Genomic DNA, 832 nt, shown 5'->3' on the forward strand with positions numbered 1-832 from the left:
GGTGGCAAACGGAAACTGGCGGCATCTTGATTGCGCCACTACCAGGGGCAACCGATCTAAAACCAGGCTCTGCGACTCGCCCATTCTTCGGCGTCCAGCCTGCTCTTGTCGATAATATGGGCAACATTCTTGAAGATACCGTTGCTGAAGGTAACTTGGTTATCCTTGATTCTTGGCCAGGCCAGATGCGCACGGTTTACGGCGACCATGAGCGCTTTGAACAGACCTACTTCTCAACCTTTAAGGGGATGTACTTCACCAGTGATGGTGCGCGTCGTGACGAAGACGGCTACTACTGGATCACTGGCCGCGTCGATGACGTACTGAACGTGTCTGGACACCGTATGGGCACCGCTGAAATTGAATCTGCGCTAGTCGCGCATCACAAAATTGCCGAAGCCGCGATTGTTGGTATTCCACACGACATCAAAGGCCAAGCGATCTACGCCTACATCACGCTCAACGATGGCGAGTTCCCATCCGCAGAGCTGCACAAAGAAGTGAAAGATTGGGTGCGTAAAGAGATTGGTCCAATTGCAACGCCTGACGTACTGCACTGGACAGACTCTCTACCAAAGACTCGTTCAGGTAAGATCATGCGTCGTATTCTGCGTAAGATTGCGACAGGTGATACAAGCAACCTAGGCGATACTTCAACGCTTGCCGATCCAAGTGTAGTAGACAAACTCATCGCCGAAAAAGCAGAACTGGTATAAGCTCGCCAGCCTGTTTTAAACAGTGAACGAAAACCGCCATCTTTGCATGGCGGTTTTTTGCTTTTGGGCGCAAATTAACCACAACATAGATATGGTGATTATGTTGTTTTTGTTAA

1 protein-coding gene is annotated in these 832 nt (G+C 49.9%); it reads left to right on the top strand.

The annotated features are described in order from the left end of the window. Positions 1 to 716 (top strand): AMP-binding enzyme (locus R7Z50_RS26210; RefSeq protein WP_318149574.1); only part of this gene is annotated, 716 nt, incomplete at its 5' end. Between the last annotated feature and the right edge of the window lie 116 nt (positions 717 to 832).

The organism is Vibrio sp. 1249-1, from assembly GCF_033340495.1.